Genomic DNA, 20,690 nt, shown 5'->3' on the forward strand with positions numbered 1-20,690 from the left:
CTTGCGTAAAAATTGCACCATATTTCTTTTGAATAAAAATGCATTGTATTAAAATTGCCCTACCTTTACAATAAACCATATTTTACTAAGCTTTGAGAGTAATACACAGTGTCCATCCTGAGGATTTCAGGACATACCAAACCGAAAAAATACGCGAGCGCTTCCTGATAGAAGATCTGGTGCAGCCCGATAAACTGAACTGTGTATATACACATTACGACAGGATGATCATAGGCGCAGCCAGCCCGGTTAACCAGACCCTTAAACTGGAGACCTATCCCAACCTGCGTGCAGAATATTTTTTGAAACGTCGTGAAATTGGTATCATCAATGTAGCAGGAAATGGTAAAATTGTGGCCGACGGACAGGAATATGCTATCAAAAAGCTGAATTGCCTGTACATTGGTAAAGGCATTAAAGAGGTAACTTTTTCAAGCGACGACCCGGGCCAACCTGCTGTATTTTATTTGCTCTCCGCACCTGCGCATATTACCTACCCAACTACGCTGATGACCATTGAAAAAGCATCAAAGGTACAAGCGGGTGATGCCAGTACTGCCAATAACCGCACCATTAACAAATACATACATGCCGATGGTATACAGAGCTGCCAGTTGGTGATGGGCCTTACCATTTTGCATGGCGGCAGCGTATGGAACACCATGCCGCCCCACGTGCACGATAGGCGCATGGAAGCTTATTTTTATTTTGATATACCACAGGGGCAGCGCGTATTCCATTATATGGGCGAAGGACAGGAAACAAGACATATTCTAATTGATAATTATGGCGCTGTAGCATCCCCGCCGTGGAGTATTCATGCTGGTGTGGGGACTGCTGCATACAGTTTTATCTGGGGTATGGCAGGCGAAAACCTGGATTATACCGATATGGATGCCATTAAAATTGAAGACATCAGATAATAATTAAATGGACAATATATATTCCTTAGAGGGAAAAGTAATAATTGTTACCGGTGGCACCGGTATTTTAGGCAATTCGTTTATAAACGGAATTGTTGAAGCCGGTGGTGCCGTAGGTATCCTTGGCCGCAACAAACAGATTGCCGAAGACCGTGCCGCGGCTATAAATGCAAAAGGCGGACAGGCCATCGCCCTGATTGCTGATGCGCTTGATGAGACTGCATTACAGGAAGCAAAAGCCAAAACCTTAGACCGCTTTGGCCGTATCGACGGCTTAGTTAACGGTGCTGGCGGCAATATGCCAGAAGGTGTTTTACAACCCGAAGACGATATTTTTAAAATGAATTTGGAGGGCATGAAAAAGGTTCTGGATATAAACCTTTGGGGTACCATTCTGCCTACACAGGTATTTGGAGAAGCCATTGCTAAAACCGGTAAAGGCAGTATCGTTAATATATCCTCCATGAACTCAAAACAGGCTGTTACCAAAGTTTTGGGCTATAACATAGGCAAAGCCGCGGTTGACTGTTATAACGAGTGGTTTGCAGTTGAACTGGCAAACCGTTATGGTGACGCTATACGCATGAATGCATTGGCTCCAGGATTTTTCCTGACCGAGCAAAACCGAAATTTGCTTACTACGCCTGACGGCGGCTATACCCAACGCGGCGAATCGGTTATCCGTAAAACTCCCTTTAAACGCTTTGGCCACCCCGATGAACTGATAGGTGCCCTGGTTTGGCTGCTAAGCGATGCGTCAGCATTTGTAACAGGATCAATGATATGCGTTGATGGCGGTTTTTCGATATTCAGCGGTGTTTAAGTAAGTTAGTGTAACAATGGCAATCAATACAGGTAAAGTTTTAACATTTGGCGAGTTGCTGCTTAGGTTTTGCCCTGATGCAGGTGGCACATGGCTCGGCAGGAATGTAATGCCCTTTCATGTTGGTGGCGCCGAACTCAATGTTGCTACTGCCCTTGCCTTGTGGGGTATACCAACCAAATATTTTACCGCCCTGCCTGATAATGGTATATCAGAACAAATAATAGCGTATCTTGATAAAAGAAATCTCGATACTTCGGCCATTGTTAAAAGTGATGGCCGTTTAGGTACCTTTTATCTAACCAAAGGCCGTGACATGAAGCATGACGCGGTTATTTACGACCGTGCAGGATCGGCCTTTGCCCAACTTAAATTCGGAATTGTAGATTGGGACAGTGTGCTGCATAATGTAAGCTGGTTTCATTTTAGCGCCATTTGCCCGGCTTTAAGCAACGAGGCAGCCGGGTTATGTGAAGAAGCATTAAAAGCTGCTTCTGAACGGGGTATATTCATATCAGTAGATTTAAATTACCGGGCTAAATTATGGCAGTATGGCAAAGAGCCTAAACAGATAATGCCCGGGCTTGCCCAATATTGCGATTTAATAATGGGTAACGTCTGGGCCGCTGAAAAGCTGCTGGATATCCCTGTTTTAGGCGACATACATGAATCCGGACAAAAAAGCATTTATCTTAAAGAGGCTTTACGATCGTCGGAAGAGATCCTTAAGAAATTTCCTAAATGCAAGGCTGTGGCCAATACCTTTAGGTTTGACGAGGATGAGGGTATAAAATACTACACTTCAATTTTCACCGATGATCAGTTCCATTCATCGGCAGAGTATAGGGCTGATCATGTAATTGATAAGGTAGGAAGTGGTGATTGCTTTATGGGCGGCCTGATTTACGGCTTTTATCATCAGCTTTCTGTTACAGAAACACTTGATTTTGCTACCGCCGCCGCTTTTGAAAAATTATTTATTGAGGGCGATGCCACAAAAAGCACTGTAGACGATATTTTAAATGCCATCCGCTATGAAAACTAAACAGCATATAACCGACAGCATCATCAGCCAGGGTATGTTACCGCTTTTTTTTCATGCGGATACGCAGGTAAGCCTGGATGTGGTACGGGCGCTGTATCGTGCGGGCATAAGGGTTATAGAATACACTAATCGCGGCGAGGCGGCGCTTGAAAATTTTAAAGCGCTTAAGCAATTACAGCAAACAGAATTAACCGACCTCCTATTAGGTATCGGCACCATAAAAACTTTACAGCAGGCTAACGACTATGTAGCAGCCGGGGCCGATTTTATTATTTCGCCGATTGTAAACCCACAGGTTGCACAGGCAGCTGCTGAAAATGGACTGATGTGGATACCCGGCTGCATGACCCCTACCGAGATACACCAGGCAACAGAATACGGAGCTTCTTTTGTGAAACTTTTCCCCGCTAATGTGTTGGGGCCGGGTTTTGTGTCGGCTGTAAAGGAGTTATTCTTCGGGATAAAAATGATGCCGACAGGTGGTGTGGATATGGATGCACAGAATATAGCATCCTGGTTTACTGCAGGTGTTGCAGCTGTTGGGATGGGCAGCAAGCTGATAACACGTAACGTGCTCGATAACAAAGATTATAACCAATTATATACCGATACCCTGCTTACCTTACAACTGGTGAAACAAGCAAGGAACCGATAACCAATTATGATGAGCGAATCAAAAAAAACCAACTACCGCTGGACGGTGGTTGTGCTGCTGTTTTTTGCTACTACCATTAATTATCTCGACAGGCAAGTGATTGGCCTGCTAAAACCCACTCTCGAAAAACAATTTAACTGGACCGAAAAAGACTATAGCGATATTGTAATGGCCTTTCAGGCAGCTTACGCTGTAGGATTGATGGCATTTGGCAGGTTTATTGATCGCCTTGGCACAAAATTAGGTTATACCATTTCTCTTATTTTATGGAGCCTTGCAGCAGCACTACATGCTGCCGTAAAAACAACGTTTGGCTTTGCAGCAGTAAGGGCCGGTTTGGGCTTAGGTGAAAGCGGTAACTTCCCCGCCGCAATAAAAGTAGTTGCAGAGTGGTTCCCAAAAAAGGAACGTGCCCTGGCAACCGGCATATTTAATTCAGGCGCTAACATTGGAGCCGTAGTGGCCCCTATAATGGTACCCTGGATTCTTGGCGTTTACGGCTGGCAAATGGCCTTTATTATCACCGGGGCAATAGGCTTTGTATGGCTGATATTCTGGTGGATTTATTATGAAATACCTGCGAGGCATAAAAAGATTAATAACGCGGAACTTGTACATATAGAGAGCGATGTTGAGGACGAACCTGCTGTCACGGACGCTGCAGCATCAAAAGTGAAATGGTCAAAACTCTTCAGCTTCAGGCAAACATGGGCATTTGTGGTTGGTAAATTATTAACCGACCCGATGTGGTATTTTTTCCTGTTCTGGCTTCCCTCCTATTTTTCCAGCACCTTTAACCTCGATCTGAAAAAACCCACCCTGCCCCTAATCCTTATTTATACGGCTACTACAATAGGCAGTATTGGCGGCGGTTATCTGTCATCCTGGTTTATTAAAAGAGGTATGCCTATATTCAGAGCCCGCAAAACCGCTATGTTCATTTTCGCGCTTTGCGTAATGCCCATATTTGCAGCAAGATATGCAACAAATATATGGCAGGCTGTGGCCCTCATTGCCCTTGCAGCGGCTGCCCACCAGGCATGGAGCGCTAACATTTTTACCTCAGCATCTGATATTTTTCCTAAACGCGCTATAAGCTCGGTTGTAGGTATAGGCGGCATGGCAGGTTCTGTTGGTGGCATAGCCTTTCCGTTCTTTATCGGCTGGATACTGGATTCAGCAAAGGCATCCGGAGATATCACTGCCGGTTATAATATACTGTTCATTGTTTGCTCATGCGCCTATATATTGGCCTGGTTTATTATGCACCTGCTTGTGCCGCGTAAAAGAGCTGTGAATTTGTAAACAAAATTTAAATTTATGCGATATACAATCGGCTTCATATTCATCATTATACTTTCAAGCCTGAGCACCGCCCTAAAAGCACAAACTGTCGCGCTCGACTATTATTTTAACCACGAGAGCCGTAAAGCAGAAAACGGCGCCATAGAGCGTTTCCATTATACCTGGGAAGATGAAACCAATACAGGCTTTTCGTTATGGAGTGATGAGTTTAAAAAGCTCGGCGCAAAACTAACAGCAATTGAAAGCAAACCTACCGCACAAAACCTTTCAAATGTTGATGTTTACATCATAACAGACCCCGATTCAAAAAAGGAAAATCCTAATCCTAACTATATCAGCTCTACCGATGCAAATGTGATAACAGAATGGGTAAAAAATGGCGGCGTTTTGATACTGATGGCTAATGACAGCGCTAATACGGAGCTTAAGCATTTCAACATTCTCGCCGAAAAATTCGGGATGCATTTTAACGATGACCTGCAAAATCATGTAATTGATGACGCCCACTTTGATGACGGCGCTGTCGCTTTAAAAGATAACATGGTATTTACTACCGCCAGAAAGATATTTATGAAAGATGTTTGCAGCATTGGTTTACAGGGCAACGCCAAGCCTTTAATCAGAGCAGTAAACGGCTCTGTTATTGCGGCAATCGCTCAATATGGCAAAGGCACTGTTATAGCCGTTGGCGACCCCTGGTTGTACAATGAATATGTAAATGGCCGCTTGCCTGCCGGATTTGAAAACGATAAGGCAATGAGCGATTTGTCGAAATATGCTATCTCACTGAAAACAAGATAATAGCGCAAAAAAAATCAGTATGCAGTGGCTATTAACCCTATAAACAGCCCGTTATGCCATCAACGGTTATTAAGGATATAAACTACAATAAGGAGCGTAATGAGCTTACAATAAATTACGTTTCCGGGCAAGTGTATGTATATAAACACGTGCCCGAAAACGTTTATAAAGAGCTTAAAGCATCACGGGTAAAAGGCAGGTATTTGCACTTTTTTGTTAAGGATAAGTATAAGTTTGAAAAAATAGCGGGTTAGGCTATTTTGTGATCACTTCAATTGTACCACCATTGGTAAACAAGCTGTGCGGCACAAAGTATCCTTTAATTGCTTTTCCATTTACTTTTATAGCAGTAAGATTACGGCCCTTGCCCGGTTTTTTAATGGTCAGCGTTTTGCCGGTGCTGGTATGCCAAGTAACCTCATCAAATAACGGTACTGTTACCAGGTATTGCGGATCAGTAGCCGAAAATGTATACAAGCCCAGCGCGGTGAAGGTGTACCATGCAGACATCTCACCTGCATCATCCATACCGCTTAACTCTAAGCCTTGCTTGCCTATACCATACAGGTTGTTCATGATATAATCTAACTTTTGCTGAGATTTCTCAGGTTTGCCGATGAAGTAATAAGAGAATGGTGCCTCATGATCGGGCTGGTTACCCTGGCAATACTGGCCTACCATGGTCTCTACGTTACGAGCTATATAGGTAGGATTCCATGGAACGGTGAATAGCGAGTCGAGTTTGACTTCAAATTTTTGTTTACCACCATAAAGCTCTATTAATCCCGGCATATCATGCGGTGCATAAAAAGAAACCTGCCATGCGTTGGCCTCCCTGAACATATATTCGTAATATGGATACTGTGGATTAAAATTTTTGATCCACTCGCCATTTGGCTGTCTGCCGCGCATAAAATTTACAGATTTATCAAACACATTACGATAATTTTTAGAGCGGGCCATTAGTACCCGGTAATTAGCCGTATCGCCTAAAGCTTTGGCAAGCTGAGCTACAGAATAATCGTCATAAGAGTATTCTAAAGTTTTTGATACCGAAGCTTTACCTTTTGTTTCAACATTTGGGTTTTCCTTTTCTGGCTCGGCAATGTAGCCGTTTTTGATATACTCTGATATATATGGACGGGTACCTCCTTCAACATTTGCGTTCTTTAATAAAAGCTCGTAAGTACCTTTTACATCAAACTGGTTGATACCACGCAGATAAGCTCCTGTTATAGAAGAAGCCGCATGGTCACCATGGAAAAACGTAGGTATAAATCCTGTTTTATCGCCTACATCTTTAAGCGATTTAATAACATTCAAGGTAACGTTTGGAAAGATCAACCCTAAAAATACATCTTTGTTACGGTAAGTATCCCATAAAGATGGCTCGGTATAATAATCAAAGCCTGGCTTTACAACCTGCTTTTTAGCATCAGTAAATTCGCCGTTAACATCACTGCGCAGGCAAGGCCATAATAATGAACGGTAAAAGCATGAATAAAATAATTGCTTTTGCTTTTCTGTACCGCCTTTGATCTGTATTTTTTCTAAAGTGTTTTCCCAAAGCTGGTTGGCAGCGCTACGTACCTGTTCAAATGACTTGCTCCCTATCTCCTGCTGCAGGTTTAACTTTGCATTCTCGGCGCTTACAAAAGACAGTGCTATTTTAACCTCTACAGGGCCTTTGCTGTTGTTGTTGATGTGTAATAGGGCGTAACCCTGCCTTTTGCCTTCGTCCTTTTTCTCAAGACTGTCTATTTTGGCATTAACGGTTGCATAAAAATATATCTGATCGCCACCTACACGCTGATATCCCTGTATGGTATTGCCAACCTGCTCAATCTTCCAATCCGACACCCGGTTGTTGGCCTTTGCCAGGTCGAAAAGTACCGCCTTGTTTGTATTGTTTTCAAACTCATAACGATGGTAGCCGCAACGTAAAGTTGATGTAAGGCTTACCTTTACTTTATAATCATCCAGGTAAACCTGGTAAAAACCCGGTGAGGCAGTTTCCTTTGTATGCGAAAAACGCGAACCGAACTTTCCGGCAGCGTTTGAAACAGGCAACAATGGTACATTACAAAGGTTCCAGTGACCTTTGTTGGTATGCGTAAAACCGTATATCATATCGTCCTCATACTCATATCCCGCGCCAGATCCATATTCGGTTATCGGGCTAAGCTGTACCATTGCATTTGGCAAAGCACTTCCGGGAAAGGTTAAACCAGCCCATGAGCGCCAACCTTCGGGCAATTCATACCCTAATATTTTAGGGTCGGTCATGGGTGCTGTCCCAAGAAAGGTATTAACGTAGCCGGTAAGTTTTTTTGCCTGCTGGGCTTTTGTAATGCTATATGAGCAAAGCAGCAGCAAAGCCACCGCAATAAAAGAAGTAGATTTAATTTTCATTATAGAGGTTTATATGTGTAAGATGTTTTTAAGAGGCTTAACCCCTAAAACTTTTTATAAAAATGGCTATTATATCTATATGAGTAAGCAACATAACACTATTCCTAACGAGCCGGAAGAAATGCCGGAAAGGAATGATAAGCCAGAAATAAACAAGCCCGCTGACCCAAGTATGCCTGAAATCCCAAAAGAAGCGCCTGATGATATACCGCCGGAAATTACTCCGGATCAAAATGACGAAGGCGCCGTTCATCCGGGATGAAAGCGATTAGCATAAGTTGATATTTAACAGTTACTATCCCTTTTTAAAGTAAATATTTTACCAAATGTCAAATTCTTATGACATCCTTGCGCCTGCATGATTAGTTAGTATATTTATTGCACATGTTTAGCTACATACTCAGGCTTTAACATTAAGTATTGTCATTGCTGTAAAGGGCTTTGCTTTAAGCGTTTTATTTAATCAGTTACAATATAGGTATATGAAAAAATCTACCCGTCTTTCGTTATCAATGCCGATTTTTGTTGTTTTACTTTTCACAGGTATCAATACCCGGGCACAGCTTTCTGCGGCTTTGGCTTACAAACCAGAAAGGACTGATACGCTGCTTAACTACCCCTTTGCAAATAATAAATTTACGGCTTTTACAACACCTGATGCCAAAGCCTTAAGTGTATATGACCAGGAAGACGAACTGGAATTACAAAAAACGGTGGCAACGAATCTTTCAAAAACCGAAGAAAGAAAGCAGTTGATGGAATATCTTAAACAACTGGAGCTTGGAAATCAGACACAAAGCAACGAATCGAAAAATAAAACGCTGTTTAAGTTTGCCAATTTATTTGCAAGGTTAAAGTTATATCCGCTTGCCATGAAATGTTTTTTTAAAACACTGCAGAACGGTAAAAAAAACGCTCATGTTAATGCTACAGATAGTACTTATAATACCTACGATGATTTTAACTACGATCTTCCGATAACAACAAAGGATGATTCTCTTACATTCATACAAAGCCAGCAGGTAAAAAACGAAAAATCAGAACGTACTACTTATGAACATATAGCCGGTACCTTTAATGATGGCAAAACTGCCATTGCTTATGCATTGCTTTTTCATATTAAGCAGCCGGTACCGGGTAAACGCAAAATATTTGTTTTAAGCAATACCGGGCATGCTTACATTACATTGATAAAGTATAATACTGATTCTACTTATGTATCCTGCTCGTTCGGCTTTTACCCTAAAAAGGATCATTTATTTTCCGGAACGCCGTGGTTTCCGTCCAGTTCATCTCAGTTAAAAAACGATGGAGGGCATGCCTGGGACGAGGTAATAGGCAAATTTATTTCGAAAAAGAAATTTGATAAAATACTTACCCTCACTAAAAAATATGGCGATGTTCAGTACCACCTGAATAAAAATAATTGTACAGATTTTTCTTTAAATGCGGCTATGCTTGCAGGTATAAGTATATCAAACACTACGGGCAGTTGGCCACTGGGCCATGGTAATAATCCTGGTGTTACCGGCCAGAGCCTTATAAATGGCAATTACAGCAATACTGATGGCCATGCGGCAACAACCTTGTTTAAGAGCATAAATACCTCTGTGGCACAATAATGTTACTTACCTGCCGCCCAAAAAATGGCATTGGCAAATAGTTTGGTATATATGGGGTTATTAAACAGGTCTGGAGAATGCCCCATAAAGATGTAAACATTACGTGCTTTATAATCAGGATTTGTCCATACTACAGGATGATCTCCCATTTTGATATTACTGTGCGGATGGTAGGTAGCTTCTCTTACAGATGCTAAAACATGCACATTTTTTCGGGGACTTTTATCATAAGTATACCACTCTTCCTTTTTTATCTTGAAATCCTTAGGTATACCTTTCATTACAGGATGCATCCTGTCTTCGGTTTTCACACTGGCATCGGCAAAAGTGGCAATATAATTTTTAAATTTTATCTGGCCCATAAACTGCCAAAACCAGTTCCATATTGGATAACCATCAAACTCGCCTAATAAAGTTGCATGATGAAAGCCAATCCAGCCACCACGCCCTTCGTTGATATATTGCTCAAACGCTTTTACTGCTTTATCTTTCCAACCGTAAGGAGGATAATCAAGCTGGATGAACAACTGGTAGTTTGATAGGAAAGCCGAATCAATGCTGTCGGTGTTTTGCAGGTAATCAATACTGAAATTTCTTTCTTTTGCAAGGCTATCCAGCCATACTATTGCCCTTTTTGAATACTCCAGATGGTGTCCGCCATTTTCATATAATGCCAGTACATGAAATTGCGAAGATATTTGGCTATAACAATTAAGGCCTGAAAAGGCCAAAACCAAAATATAAAAGAGGGTTTTCATTCTGGATGTAATAGTTTATGCTAAACTACTTAAAATATCCCCAGAAACTTTTTACGCTTTTTCTTTTTAGCTTTCTCTTCCTGCTTTCCTTTAGCAGGAGCTACTGTAGCGGCCTTTTTAGGTTTCAGGGCAGCTTTTTTCTTTAAAATTGCGGCTTGTTGAGCTTTGATAACGCTATCATAATTGTAAGCCCTGCCCATAAAAGGCGGTTTCATAAAATCTGCCGGCTTTACATATACTGGTACAATACTTTCAGGTGCAGACTTTTTACAAAAAAAAGAATATGAAAACAAAGCCATAAACACTAATGCTGCAATTACAACGGTGGTGAATGTACCCCTTGATATCAGCATTAAAGATTTGGGGCGCACATACATGCCTTTTTGAGGATCATAGTAGGCGGCAGTTTGTTGAGTAAGGTTTTGAAATGCTGTTAGCTCTTTGTTTTTTTCAGCTTCACTTTTCTCAAGTTTATCAACAAGCGTTTGCAGCCTTTCATTTTCTGCCAGCAAAGCAGCGTTATTTACTTTAGTATCTGCCGCAAAACTATTGCTTACAATATCCTCGTATAATTCAACTCCGCTCGGGTACCGGTTTTCCGGGCGTTTCTGAAGGCATTTATTAATCACAGCTAACAACCAATGTGGCACTTGCATTTCCTGCTCGCGCTTCTCATTGTTCCAGTTGGCAGGCATAGCGTTAGCCCTTGCGATACGCAAATCAGGTACCGGCGATTCGATATGTGCCAGCCTTACGTTGTTACGTGCCGTTTCGCCATTGCCAGTAAGTGGGAAAGGTACGTTGCCGGTAAGCATTTCATATAAAATAATGCCATAACTATACACGTCCGATTGGGGCAGCATTAGGCCATCATGTTGCTCGGGCGCCATAAATTCTATCGCACCTGCATGACGGATACTTGTGCGTCGCTCCTCATCAGTAAGTACGGCAAGCCCGAAATCTATCAGAATGTAATTACCTGTCCCTGCATTATATTTTACATTATTGCTTTTAATGTCGCCATGCTTTACGCCAACTTTATGGCAATGGGCAAGTGCCCCGGCCAATTGGTAGGCCAGTCGAATCACTTCTTTCAAAGTAAATACTTTGTCATTCGGCTGCTGTAGCAGGTCGCACAGGTCGGGCCCATCGATATACTCCATCTCGATGTAGGGAAGCGAACCGCTTTCTGTGATGCCTGAACTTAAAATCTTTACAACATTAGGGTTAGGTTCTTCATTTACCTTTCGCAGTTTGACAACTTCATTTCTGAAATTAAGGTAGTTTTTATCCTCTTCGCTTTCGGCGTATATTGGTGTGGGCAACAGCTTTACTGCAGTAAGCATTGGCCCCATCCTGCGGCCTTTATAAACAGACCCCTGCCCGCCCGTTCGTAATGCGCCCAGATTTTCTAAACCCTCGGTTATGGTAAAAACTTTACTCATTTATTGTTGCTGATAGCTAAACTCCAATACTGCAGACTCACCCAGGATAATCTGATCGCCTTCCTGTAACTGATGCCCGATGTGTGTAGAACTTAACTTTATAATATCATCACTTTTTTCTGAACGTATTTTGATCTTGTTGCGCGGCGGGATGCCACCTTCATCGGCATAAATATAAAATCTCCCTGCTTCATCGCTCCACTCGATATGCGCGTGTTGGCGGCTTACATATTTGTTGCCCTCGTTTGTACTATCACTTGGGAAAGCGATGTGATTGGTACGGAAAAAACCATTATCGCCCTGTGCTTTTTTATCGCGGCCAATATTTATTTTATCCTTACCTGATTGTATATGATATTCCTGCTGATCTGTTTCTCCATTCAAAACACGTATATAAGCCGATGCCGATTGCCTGATGAAATTACTTGCTGTTTTAATAAAAAATGCCGCATCTACCTTGTCTGCTTTAACTGCTTCATCAGGAAAGGCCAAGTCAAAAACCACATCCAGTTGCCATGCCTGGGGCAAATTTACCGCGTAATCATCTGCAATACGTTGTACTTCATCTTTAAATATTTCCGGGCTTTCCATATATACCGCCGCCTCATACAAAGGCTTATCAGCAGCAGATGTATTTAGGTAGAGTGTAAGCCCACGTATATTGCCGCCTTCGCCCCCTTCAGCCCTTTGCAATTCGTGTTTAATAAACTGGAGCAACTCATAACGTATGCCTTTTACGTCGGTTGGTCGGTTGGCTTTATCTCTAAAAAAATCAAACATTGGCGGCTCGTACTAATATTTATAAAGAATTTAATTAATTTGTTAACCCTTGCTTTACAGAGTTGTTTTTTCGGTAATGCTTTTAATGTAACCTTTTTCCTTTAAAAACGGAATAACATGTTTACCAGCCAGCTTAACGGCATCTGAAGATCCTTTGGTTGATTCGATACGCACACAAACCACCATATTACCCGGGCCATTTGCCTTAGGCGCAAAAAAAACATACCAACCGTCATTAATTTGCTGGCCTTTCCATATACGCTCCGGGGTACCCGTTTTACCGGCAACAGCAAGGCCAAGTGTCCACTCTTTTGGCGCACTTTGTTCTATCATGTAACGCCGCATCAGTTCGGCATATTTTACATCGTTTGTCAATTTTATTCCGTTGCCTATGGCAGTAGTAGAATCGCTTACTTTCAATACGTACCTGTTTTGCGGTATTACCCCGCCATTGGCTATACCTGCAGCCATACGTGCAACAGCACCTGGTGTAGCTATCAGCTCGCCCTGGCCCCAGGCCATGCCCGATATACCCTTGGCCCTGGTTTTACGGATGTTATTAGGATTGTATCTTGGCTTGGTTTTAAACTCGGTTTTGCGCCATAATTCACGCCATTTTTCTTCCTGGGCGGCGTTTTCTTTTCCTCTGTTATAGTAGTAACCGCCCACACCATGCAAAAACATACCGGTTTTAAGGTACACTGTCGCCATCTCTTCCTGAAGATGCTCTTCGTTAGCCAGTTTAATAAAATAAACGTTATTTGATTTGGCAACTGCTCGTTCCAGGGTGATTAATCCTGTTTCGTCTGGCTCCAATCCTTTGGTACGGATCCGTTCTGCGCTTGAAACGTAAAATTTACGGTTTGCCGCAGCAAGGCCCAGTTTATTGAACGAGGCAATTGAAGTAGCAAGCTTTGCAGTTGAACCAGGTTGTGTTGCCAGGGTAAAACCAAGGTCTTGCGTGGTCATCCAACCCGCCAGTTGATTTTGGTCGGGGTAAGTCATGGTAAGTTTTTCCCAGTCGTGCACAGGCGGCAGCGGGTACACCGCAGAGGTCAGCACATCACCGGTGTTTGATTCCATTATTACAACCGATACACGGTTATCCAAAAGCGAGGTGTCCTGCGCAATTGAGTTTTGTATCTCGGTTTGCAGTTGAGCATCCATTGTTAATTTTACATCGCGGTTGCGCTTTTTGAAGGCTTCTACCTCTTTGCTATTAATGCCAGCAATTAGTAGTGGCGCTATCTCGCTGTAATCGCGCTTTACAACGGCCATTTCTTTTACACCCTGCGCCAGGAACCTGTCCTCACGGTACCGGTGAGCAGTAACATTGTATTTCTCGGTTGGCATTTTAAAGCCGCGCAACTCTGCCGCATGTTCATATTCTGCAAAGTAACCGTTCGGGCTTCCGTTGAACACGCCGGTATTGGCATCGCCTGTCCAAAAGAACATCTGTTCATCAAACGGGTAGTATCTGTCCAGTCTTTTGTGCATGGCCGAATCAATATTATAGCTAATAGCACCTGCAAGCACCAACTTGCGGTGTTGTTTTTTTACGAGGTTAGGGTCGCTGGTAGCCAGTAGCACGCCATCCCTGTCGTAAAGGTTACCCGCCTCCAGTTTATTCATGAGGATGGATATGCGCGGGTTATAACTAAACATCCTGGCCCCGCTCCTGTCTGCAACCAGCGAAGGCTTTACCACCCATTTTTTGTTGTTGAAAGAGTAGCGCGAAACACTGAATGACAACAGTACTACCCCGGCCAAAGCAGCCATGAGTGCAGGCACCAGATTCTTATCCTGCTGGCGAGATATATAATTCATTTGCACCGGTGTACCCTTTACTCTTGATACGGACAACAAAAAGCCCGAAGCAAACAGGTTGGCCACCAGCGATGAGCCGCCATAGCTTTGAAATGGCAATGAAACGCCAGAAAGTGGTAATGCTCCCGTAGAGCCACCTGCTATCAACAGGAACTGTACAAATGTTGATACGCCAATGCCCGCACATAAATAAAACAGAAATGGTGCCCCCGTTCGCCGGCCTATGATGATGGAACGATGCAGATAAAGCAAAAATAGAATGAAAATACAGGTCATGCCTGTCCAGCCAAACTCTTCGCCCATGGAGGGTAAGATCATGTCGGTATGTGCCTCGGGGATGGTTTTGGAAAAGCCCTCGCCTACTCCCTGGCCAGACAGGCCACCGCCAGACATAGCCCAAAGACCATTAGCTACCTGGTCGCCGCCGTATACTTCGTTGTTCCAGGCATCTTGCCAAATAGCCTTGCGATCCACCAATCGCTGCACCGGCCCCGGAAACAGTTTACCTAAATAAGGTATTTGGTCAATAGTGACAAAGGCAGCCATAATCACCAATACCATAACTGCCGACTCGCTTAATGAACGACGCTTAAACAGCATTACCAGTGCGACAACGGCAGCAGTTATTAACGCAGATAGCCAAACGTTATTTACAAACCAGCTTACCAGCACATACAATACTACTGCTCCGGCCATAAACATAAAATCGCCACGCGAAAATGAGAACAATACAATAAATGTAAAGCACACAACCATTGCGGGGCCTAAATCGCCTAATAAAAGGAACAGTAACAGCGTTAATAATATAGCGATGAGTGCGAACGAAAAGAATGACCATCGTTTGTTCCAACTGGTATACTCACTGATCAGCTTTTCATTCGCGGAAAAAAAGCCTGCCAAAAACAGAATAATCAGATATTTTACTATCTCGCTCGGCTGAAAGCCAAATAGGTTTACTTTAACGCCGCTACCCTCCGGACCGGTACCAAATTGAATAGTCATGGCTAATAGGCCTGCTGCCAGAGCGACCCACGGCCATCCGTTTGCTGCACCGCGGTTATTTTTAAATATCACCATCCGGTAAACCCATGAGTCGGTGTTAAAGCGGCGCAATTTTAAAAACAGCATCAGCAGCATAGCGGCTAAACCAATGCCCAGATACATCAGCATATCTTTAGCCAAAAAGCGGTCGCGCAGCGGATCCTGCAGACTTAATAGCGTCAGAAAAGAAAGGCCCGTCAAGATCATCACTACCGGCAATATCAACTGGTCAGCTTCTTTAAAGCCGATTGACAAGACAATGTGAGTTAGCAAAAACGCGCCTAAAAAGCTGCCGACAATAATGTAAAACCAATGATTAAAATCGGCAGGTGTGCGAATAATTAGTGACTTTTCCTTTTTTAGGATATTGAAATCGCGTGTTGAAAACAGCCGGATGGTATGCGGCTGACGGTTGAATTTAAAACTAACATCTTCATCCAACTGCTGCACCCCTTGTGATGTACCAAATTGATACCCTGGCTGCAGCGGTAACACTTTAAAGGCGGTAGCTGCAGGCAGGTTATTAAAGCGTGCTGCACCCTGTCCATTTGTCCGGCTATAGGCAATAAGTTGCTGCAGGTGACGTTTACCTGCACTGTCCGGTACAAATACCCTTTGGTAGCCATTGCCCTTTTCTATTACCTTTTTTACACCCTCAATTTCTTCGTCGTTATAAATGCTGTCTTGTGGCAGCACCATTTGCAGTCTTATCAATACGCCTGCAACAGGTTGCTTGTTATCAGCAATGTTCACGCTTAAAGAGTACTCTCCCATTGCCAAATCAGTGGCTTGGGGTACATTAACAGGATTTTGCCTTTCGCTTGAAAATAATAACGAGTCGTTGCCGGTATATCCTAACAGCGAACGCGACGCTTCTACCCTGTTCTTAAACGATTTTCCTCCTTTTTCAAAGGCTTCATCAGCAACTATAAAGTAACGCCGCTTGTTTAGTTCACCAATATTGTCTATCTGTCCGGCTATTTCAGCACTATTTGATGCGTTTGCAACGGTTTGAGTGATCAGGTCGATATCTTTTTTATCCTCAAAATAATAACCTTTTGTAAGAAGTCTTCTTAGTTGCCCTGAAGGATCGCCGGCATTGAGGTTAATCATAGTGCCATCCTGCAGGCGCCTGTCCACATCGGCAAAGCGCGTTTGCAATACATTGTAAAGCCTGAAGAAAAGGCATAGAAATAATGCTGTTATCAGCACCAGAAATATTCGCTCTATCCACCTGCCTGATGATTGTACCTTATCTGCTTCCATTAGGCTTAGTAGTAGATTTAGTTTTAACGGTTTGCTCTGTATGTTGGCTTATCAAAGGAAAATCAACAGATATATTCTTATCAGAAGGTAATATATAACTACCTTGTACAGGCAAACGGCAGTTGTTAAATTGTACGTTCCGTAACGATAATGCATTATCTTGTTTATTAATAGCAACAGCGAACCCGTTGAATTTAATATTTTCGAGCACAATCACACGGCTTTCGGGCCCAAAAGATAAACCGGGGCCACGATAGGCAGTATCCGGCTGCAATACAAAATTACCTTTTGCTTTTATATACAGCGTATCCTGGTCTATATGCAGCGTATCGCTTAAAATTACAGGTTGTTTAAACGCGGTGTCAACCAGAACCAGGGTATCGCCTTTAAAAGCATCTATGGCATCCTGCAACTTTACTTCGTTATCATTCCTTAATTTTTGTGTTGTATCTGTCAAAGGCAATGCTGCCTTGCCTCCACCCTGCTGTTTCATAAACAGCCAAACGGTGGTCCCTAAAAACAAAAGGCAAAGCAAACCTAAAACAATTGTTAAAGCGTTGCTTCTGTTATTGCTCATGTTTTTTGATTTTTTTGATTGAAATTGTTGTGCTATAGTTGCATCCTCAGCATCCTTAATAGTACTGCTGGCTGAAGCTTTCTGCTGATTGCTTACCGGCATAGTGGCCTGCGGCTGTTGGCGGGCTTTGTTATTTTCAACCAGTACAACGGTCACATTATCGTTACCACCGTTATTATTTGCAGCGGCAATAAGGGCGGTGGCTTTTTGTTGTAAAGTCAGGTCCTGATTAAGTATACCCAATATGCCATTACGGTCAACCATATCGGTCAGTCCGTCGCTGCACAGCAAAAGTAAGTCGCCCGGTAAAAACGGCGATTCGCCGGTTTCTATAAAGCTCTCGTCAGTATCTATTTGCTGGGTAAAGCCAAGCGCTTTATTTATTTCATTTCGCTTGGGGTGGTTCATGGCTGCGTCTTCCGTCAGCCGGCCGCTATCTTCCAGAAAACCAACAAAAGAGTGGTCTTTTGATATCTTTACCAGCGAACCATCCCGCAGCAGATACAAGCGGGTATCCCCTACATGCGCATAGTAAAAGCGGTTGTTATCAATATCAGCCAGGGCCATGGTAGCCACACAAGCCATACTGTCCAGATCTGTATCGCCTGCTTTTTTTTCAGTTATCTTCCTGCTGGCTATCCTGAAGGCGTCGGCCATTGTGCTCAAAGGTTCTGAGGGCAGGGTTTGTAAATGCTCAATAAAAACATCATGCGCTATAGCCGCGGCAACTTCGCCTCCGTTATAGCCGCCAACGCCATCAATCACAGCGGCAAGCACCGTGTTACTGCGGCCGATGTTACGCGCTATAAAAGTGTCCTCGTTATTATTGCGTACCCTGCCGGTATCGGTATGTCCAAAATAGTTATCAGCCATTGCGTTTTCCCGATCTTTTGATATCAATAAAATGAGTTACCAGCAGGCAACCTCCAATCACTAATAAACCTATCGATAATATTTGCGACATGTTGTTAACCTTTAAACAGATTTAATCCTATAATACCATTAAGTAGCATACGCGAGTTTACAGGCAACTCTATCCATTTGGGTGAATTGATATCGCTGCGTTCCACACGCTCTTCGTTCAGGGTGGTCATCTCACCAAATGATGCCAGGTAAAACTTACCGTCAGATTTATTAAAACGGATCTGCAAATGCGGCGTATTTACCCATTCAGACGGAATAGTGAATATGTTTGAATCTTCTCTGGTTTCGTCACTGCCGGATACGATAATGTCATCATCCTTTATCAGGTATTCTACCTTTTTACCAGCAAACTGCTGATCGGGAATAATAGTTTCCAGCCTGGCGATGCTATCTTTCAACGGTTGTACGGCCTTTCCTTCATCGGCCTGCAGGTTATCTTCATAAGGTATTTCAAAGTAACCTTCACTGTAATAGTTAAAGCCTTTGAGTACATCCTGGCTTACATCAAAAGTTTGAGCGATACCTGTTTGTCTTGGAATAAACGTTACACGCAGGTTTTGCTCTTTCTGATTGTTATCAGGCAGTAATTTACCTATAAAGCCTTTATCGCCACGCGCATAATCGGGATGAGATACCAGCCTGAAAACCCATTTTGAACCGGAGGGCTTTACTGTTTTTCCCGAATCGCGGTATTCTTTAAGTATCTCATAAAACTTTTTGACTGTCTCCTGTACTATCAATCCAAAAATTCCTTGTTTATCCGCAACAAACTCCTTGTAATCATCCGGATTGAAGCTAATTATAAATTCATGGTAAAATACTACTCTGTCGGCAAAGGAAAGATCCTTTATCGAGTCCCTGAATTTCTCAACGATATAACTATAAACCGTATCTGGTGTAAGCGCTTTGGCCTTTGCCTTTTCGGTTGACTCGTTTGTTAAAAACCAATCCTGTAAACCTATACGTTGCCAAAAATTTGGTGTTGATGCCATTAAAGTATGTCTTCGCGATAAATGTTTTTTGTGTATTTTAAACATTGAAAATACACAGATGTTTTATTGATCGGGTTGTGTTGTTGTATCAGTTTGTGTTGCAGGTATGCTATCTGTGACCGGCTTGGTTGGTATAACAACCGGCTTTTTAACGGTCACCGTATCTTTTGGAACCCTTTGTTGTACCGTATCCGGATCAATGGCATTATCACCGGGTGTATTTTCGGGATATTTAGAGCCGTAATCTACCTGGCTACCGGTATCTGCTTTATTTTGTAATGAATCCTGGTTGACCACTTTTGATGGCCCCTGCCTTTTTAAAAGTGTAGAGTAGACCGAAAACCCCATAAATAACAACAGCAAAGTGATTAAGGTATAATAATATGGCTTGGATAGCGATATACGCGACGTGTCTTCTGTAGTTTCGGCTTGTTCAACCTGGGGCGGCGGCCCGGTTTGCTGATACTGCAACAGCAGGTTATGAAGACGCTCGTTCTCGCTGCGTAATGCGGCATTGCTTAACCCGCCATTAAAATCGTGACTTTCTGCAGCTGCAAGGCTTCCACGAATAATAGCATCGTGCAACTCAATACCGTTTCTGAACCTGTTGGCCGGGTCTTTTTGTAAACACTTTTTAATTACCTGCAACAACCATTGCGGCACCTGCATTTCCTGGGCCTTTTTCTCATCAGACCAGGTGTGTGGCATTGCTGCCCTGCGTGCATTAAGCAAATCAGGCACGGGCTGTTCAATATGGGCAAGCATAACGGCGTTTCGCCCCGCATCATTATTGCCATGCAGCGGGAAAGGTACCTGGCCTGTCAGTAACTCGTAGAGTATAATACCATAACTATAGATATCTGTCTCGGTAAGCATTTTACCTTCGTGCTGCTCTGGTGCCATAAATTCTGCCGCACCCGCATGCCGTATGCTTGTGCGGCGTTGTTCTTCGGTCATTACAGCCAGGCCAAAGTCAAGCAATACATAATTACCGGTACGCACATTATACTTAACGTTGTTGCTTTTAATATCTCCATGCTTTACGCCTACCCTGTGGCAATGGGCCAGGGCATTGGCAAGCTGGTCGGCCACGCGTATAGCCTCTTTTAACATAAATACATTGTCGTGAGGGTCGCGTAGCAGTTCGCAAAGGTCTGGCCCTTCAATATACTCCATTTCTATAAAAGGAAACGAGCCGCTATCTGTAAGCCCATAGCTTAAAATTTTGACAACATTAGGGTTAGGCTCCTTATTTACCTGCTGCAGTTTAGTTACCTCGTTAAGAAAGTTACGGTAGTTCCTATCATCCTCACTCTCGTTAAGTATAGGTGTTGGCATTAGCTTAATGGCCGTTAAAACAGGCCCCATGCGCCGGCCTTTATATACCGAACCCTGGCCGCCGGTGCTCATGGCCCCTAAGTTCTCGAGCCCCTCAGTTATTGTAAATACTTTACTCATCGGCTAATAATAGTGCAGTTTGGTTTAAACACCATT

Annotated in this window: 17 protein-coding genes; 9 read left to right on the forward strand and 8 right to left on the reverse strand. The window is 43.1% G+C overall.

What is annotated here, in order from left to right:
* The first annotated feature begins 92 nt into the window (after positions 1–92).
* The 7 genes from kduI to ACFQZX_RS00870 are packed head-to-tail and all read left to right on the forward strand — an operon-like array spanning position 93 to position 5,806.
* Positions 93–923 carry a 5-dehydro-4-deoxy-D-glucuronate isomerase gene (kduI, locus tag ACFQZX_RS00840; RefSeq protein ID WP_377110848.1) on the forward strand — a complete coding sequence of 277 codons (831 nt, stop codon included), beginning with the start codon at positions 93–95 and terminating at the stop codon, positions 921–923.
* Positions 924–930: 7 nt separating this feature from the next.
* Entirely contained in the window at positions 931–1,746 is an 816-nt protein-coding gene (locus tag ACFQZX_RS00845; protein ID WP_377110849.1) for an SDR family oxidoreductase, read from the forward strand.
* A 16-nt stretch (positions 1,747–1,762) separates the two neighbouring features.
* Positions 1,763–2,791: a PfkB family carbohydrate kinase gene (locus ACFQZX_RS00850; RefSeq protein ID WP_377110850.1), complete on the forward strand. Its 1,029-nt coding sequence runs from the start codon at positions 1,763–1,765 to the stop codon at positions 2,789–2,791.
* Complete coding sequence (locus tag ACFQZX_RS00855) at positions 2,781–3,446, forward strand: bifunctional 4-hydroxy-2-oxoglutarate aldolase/2-dehydro-3-deoxy-phosphogluconate aldolase (protein WP_377110851.1); 666 nt, start codon at positions 2,781–2,783, stop codon at positions 3,444–3,446. The genes ACFQZX_RS00850 and ACFQZX_RS00855 overlap by 11 nt, the downstream gene beginning before the upstream one ends.
* A gap of 6 nt (positions 3,447–3,452) precedes the next feature.
* Positions 3,453–4,751, forward strand: a complete 1,299-nt coding sequence (locus ACFQZX_RS00860; protein ID WP_377110852.1) for an MFS transporter — start codon at positions 3,453–3,455, stop codon at positions 4,749–4,751.
* A gap of 15 nt (positions 4,752–4,766) precedes the next feature.
* A complete protein-coding gene (locus tag ACFQZX_RS00865; protein ID WP_377110853.1) occupies positions 4,767–5,552 on the forward strand; it encodes a DUF4350 domain-containing protein in 786 nt (261 codons plus the stop codon).
* Positions 5,553–5,605: 53 nt separating this feature from the next.
* Positions 5,606–5,806 (forward strand): KTSC domain-containing protein, encoded by a 201-nt coding sequence (locus tag ACFQZX_RS00870; RefSeq protein ID WP_377110854.1) that lies wholly within the window; start codon positions 5,606–5,608, stop codon positions 5,804–5,806.
* 1 nt (position 5,807) lies between these two features.
* Here the strand turns inward: ACFQZX_RS00870 and ACFQZX_RS00875 are convergent, their stop codons facing one another.
* On the reverse strand, positions 5,808–7,964 hold the full coding sequence (locus ACFQZX_RS00875; RefSeq protein ID WP_377110855.1) for a GH92 family glycosyl hydrolase: 2,157 nt from the start codon (positions 7,962–7,964) through the stop codon (positions 5,808–5,810).
* Between the two features lie 79 nt (positions 7,965–8,043).
* Between ACFQZX_RS00875 and ACFQZX_RS00880 the strand changes: the two genes are divergently transcribed.
* Together ACFQZX_RS00880 and ACFQZX_RS00885 are read left to right on the forward strand one after the other, a co-directional pair.
* Positions 8,044–8,226 carry a hypothetical protein gene (locus tag ACFQZX_RS00880; protein WP_377110856.1) on the forward strand — a complete coding sequence of 61 codons (183 nt, stop codon included), beginning with the start codon at positions 8,044–8,046 and terminating at the stop codon, positions 8,224–8,226.
* Between the two features lie 220 nt (positions 8,227–8,446).
* The gene (locus ACFQZX_RS00885; RefSeq protein WP_377110857.1) at positions 8,447–9,586 is read left to right on the forward strand and encodes a hypothetical protein; all 1,140 of its coding nucleotides are present in this window, start codon (positions 8,447–8,449) and stop codon (positions 9,584–9,586) included.
* A 2-nt stretch (positions 9,587–9,588) separates the two neighbouring features.
* Here the strand turns inward: ACFQZX_RS00885 and ACFQZX_RS00890 are convergent, their stop codons facing one another.
* From ACFQZX_RS00890 to ACFQZX_RS00920, 7 genes are all read right to left on the reverse strand, one after another.
* Positions 9,589–10,344, reverse strand: a complete 756-nt coding sequence (locus tag ACFQZX_RS00890; protein WP_377110858.1) for a ThuA domain-containing protein — start codon at positions 10,342–10,344, stop codon at positions 9,589–9,591.
* A 29-nt stretch (positions 10,345–10,373) separates the two neighbouring features.
* The gene (locus ACFQZX_RS00895; protein WP_377110859.1) at positions 10,374–11,789 is read right to left on the reverse strand and encodes a serine/threonine protein kinase; all 1,416 of its coding nucleotides are present in this window, start codon (positions 11,787–11,789) and stop codon (positions 10,374–10,376) included.
* Positions 11,790–12,569, reverse strand: coding sequence for an FHA domain-containing protein (locus tag ACFQZX_RS00900; RefSeq protein WP_377110860.1), 780 nt, complete (start codon positions 12,567–12,569; stop codon positions 11,790–11,792). It lies immediately after the preceding gene.
* Between the two features lie 54 nt (positions 12,570–12,623).
* The gene (locus tag ACFQZX_RS00905; protein WP_377110861.1) at positions 12,624–16,703 is read right to left on the reverse strand and encodes an FtsW/RodA/SpoVE family cell cycle protein; all 4,080 of its coding nucleotides are present in this window, start codon (positions 16,701–16,703) and stop codon (positions 12,624–12,626) included.
* Positions 16,690–18,153, reverse strand: a complete 1,464-nt coding sequence (locus ACFQZX_RS00910; protein ID WP_377110862.1) for a PP2C family protein-serine/threonine phosphatase — start codon at positions 18,151–18,153, stop codon at positions 16,690–16,692. Before ACFQZX_RS00910 ends, ACFQZX_RS00905 begins: the two co-directional genes overlap by 14 nt.
* Before the next feature lie 95 nt (positions 18,154–18,248).
* Positions 18,249–19,196: a hypothetical protein gene (locus ACFQZX_RS00915; RefSeq protein ID WP_377110863.1), complete on the reverse strand. Its 948-nt coding sequence runs from the start codon at positions 19,194–19,196 to the stop codon at positions 18,249–18,251.
* Positions 19,197–19,259: 63 nt separating this feature from the next.
* Positions 19,260–20,654, reverse strand: coding sequence for a serine/threonine protein kinase (locus ACFQZX_RS00920; RefSeq protein ID WP_377110864.1), 1,395 nt, complete (start codon positions 20,652–20,654; stop codon positions 19,260–19,262).
* Positions 20,655–20,690: the final 36 nt, after the last annotated feature.

The organism is Mucilaginibacter litoreus, from assembly GCF_042676805.1.
GTDB classification, from domain to species: domain Bacteria; phylum Bacteroidota; class Bacteroidia; order Sphingobacteriales; family Sphingobacteriaceae; genus Mucilaginibacter; species Mucilaginibacter litoreus.

Bases quoted from the DNA above. Each gene is read 5' to 3' on its own strand.
- ACFQZX_RS00915 (WP_377110863.1), bottom strand. From the start codon at position 19,196: ATGGCATCAACACCAAATTTTTGGCAACGTATAGGTTTACAGGATTGG.
- ACFQZX_RS00920 (WP_377110864.1), bottom strand. From the start codon at position 20,654: ATGAGTAAAGTATTTACAATAACTGAGGGGCTCGAGAACTTAGGGGCC.
- ACFQZX_RS00890 (WP_377110858.1), bottom strand. From the start codon at position 10,344: ATGAAAACCCTCTTTTATATTTTGGTTTTGGCCTTTTCAGGCCTTAAT.
- ACFQZX_RS00855 (WP_377110851.1), top strand. From the start codon at position 2,781: ATGAAAACTAAACAGCATATAACCGACAGCATCATCAGCCAGGGTATG.
- ACFQZX_RS00885 (WP_377110857.1), top strand. From the start codon at position 8,447: ATGAAAAAATCTACCCGTCTTTCGTTATCAATGCCGATTTTTGTTGTT.
- ACFQZX_RS00895 (WP_377110859.1), bottom strand. From the start codon at position 11,789: ATGAGTAAAGTTTTTACCATAACCGAGGGTTTAGAAAATCTGGGCGCA.
- ACFQZX_RS00875 (WP_377110855.1), bottom strand. From the start codon at position 7,964: ATGAAAATTAAATCTACTTCTTTTATTGCGGTGGCTTTGCTGCTGCTT.
- ACFQZX_RS00845 (WP_377110849.1), top strand. From the start codon at position 931: ATGGACAATATATATTCCTTAGAGGGAAAAGTAATAATTGTTACCGGT.
- ACFQZX_RS00870 (WP_377110854.1), top strand. From the start codon at position 5,606: ATGCCATCAACGGTTATTAAGGATATAAACTACAATAAGGAGCGTAAT.
- ACFQZX_RS00850 (WP_377110850.1), top strand. From the start codon at position 1,763: ATGGCAATCAATACAGGTAAAGTTTTAACATTTGGCGAGTTGCTGCTT.
- ACFQZX_RS00860 (WP_377110852.1), top strand. From the start codon at position 3,453: ATGATGAGCGAATCAAAAAAAACCAACTACCGCTGGACGGTGGTTGTG.
- ACFQZX_RS00865 (WP_377110853.1), top strand. From the start codon at position 4,767: ATGCGATATACAATCGGCTTCATATTCATCATTATACTTTCAAGCCTG.
- ACFQZX_RS00910 (WP_377110862.1), bottom strand. From the start codon at position 18,153: ATGGCTGATAACTATTTTGGACATACCGATACCGGCAGGGTACGCAAT.
- ACFQZX_RS00905 (WP_377110861.1), bottom strand. From the start codon at position 16,703: ATGGAAGCAGATAAGGTACAATCATCAGGCAGGTGGATAGAGCGAATA.
- ACFQZX_RS00880 (WP_377110856.1), top strand. From the start codon at position 8,044: ATGAGTAAGCAACATAACACTATTCCTAACGAGCCGGAAGAAATGCCG.
- ACFQZX_RS00900 (WP_377110860.1), bottom strand. From the start codon at position 12,569: ATGTTTGATTTTTTTAGAGATAAAGCCAACCGACCAACCGACGTAAAA.